1 protein-coding gene is annotated in these 239 nt (G+C 69.0%); it reads right to left on the bottom strand.

The window, feature by feature from the left end; translation table 11 throughout:
- A partial coding sequence (locus tag ACQG3P_RS22860) for a trehalose-6-phosphate synthase (protein ID WP_426806325.1) occupies positions 1-239 on the bottom strand: 239 nt, incomplete at both ends.

Genomic DNA, 239 nt, shown 5'->3' with positions numbered 1-239 from the left:
TGCCGGTATGTGAGGCTGCCACGCTGGTCAGGGTGGCGTAGCAGGTAGCGCTCGAAACCCAGGAAGCGTTCGGGCAGGCCCTTGGAGTAGTCCAGCCGGTCCACGCCGATCGCCAGTTGGCGGTCGCGCAGGCGGTTGCGCAGGTCCCGCACGGCCGGCTTGTTGGCACCGGCCTTGGCCTGGCGATCGATGTGCGCGGTATCGATGCCGATCGGGAACTCGGCGGCGCGGAAACGGCG

Origin of the sequence: Stenotrophomonas sp. SrG (assembly GCF_050031795.1) — a bacterium.
GTDB classification, from domain to species: Bacteria; Pseudomonadota; Gammaproteobacteria; order Xanthomonadales; family Xanthomonadaceae; genus Stenotrophomonas; species Stenotrophomonas rhizophila_A.
This window is presented reverse-complemented; position numbering and strand designations above follow the sequence as displayed.